The following is a 490-nucleotide window of genomic DNA, read 5'->3' as shown; positions in this document are numbered from 1 at the left end:
TAACAAACAGAGTAGATGGTAGTGGTTGGGAAGTTGGAACATATAAAGTATATTTATCAAGCTTAAAAACAGGAGAAATGAAAGAATACTCATTTAGTTTAGATTTAAATACAGCTAAAGATGAAGTGGTTAATAATACAACAACTCCTGAAGTAATTGTTCCAAGTGTTGGAAATGGAATTAAAGTATCTATATTTGAAGGTGATGAATCAGGCGATCACAATAACCTAAAAGAAATTAGCAATGGTTCAACTACAGTAGATGCTAATCCTTTATTTAAAGGTGAGATTAATGCTGGTGGTATTCAATCAATGCAAGTATTTATCACTTATAATGATAAGTTAATTAAAACTGATTCAGTTCTTGCTGTTGATGGTAAATTTAAATATGTTCCAGAATTAGGTTGCAATAACTTTGGAGATTACAAGTTTACATTTAATGTAATTGGAACTGATATTAAAGGTGAAGCTAGCTTAAAACTTGTTGCTGA

At 30.0% G+C, this 490-nt stretch carries 1 protein-coding gene; it reads left to right on the top strand.

Annotation, left to right across the window (positions count from 1 at the left end; genetic code table 11):
• A partial coding sequence (locus tag KJQ99_RS09625) for a hypothetical protein (RefSeq protein WP_214150700.1) occupies positions 1 to 490 on the top strand: 490 nt, incomplete at both ends.

This window comes from Campylobacter sp. 2018MI13, from assembly GCF_018501135.1.
Taxonomy (GTDB): Bacteria; Campylobacterota; Campylobacteria; order Campylobacterales; family Campylobacteraceae; genus Campylobacter_E.
This window is presented reverse-complemented; position numbering and strand designations above follow the sequence as displayed.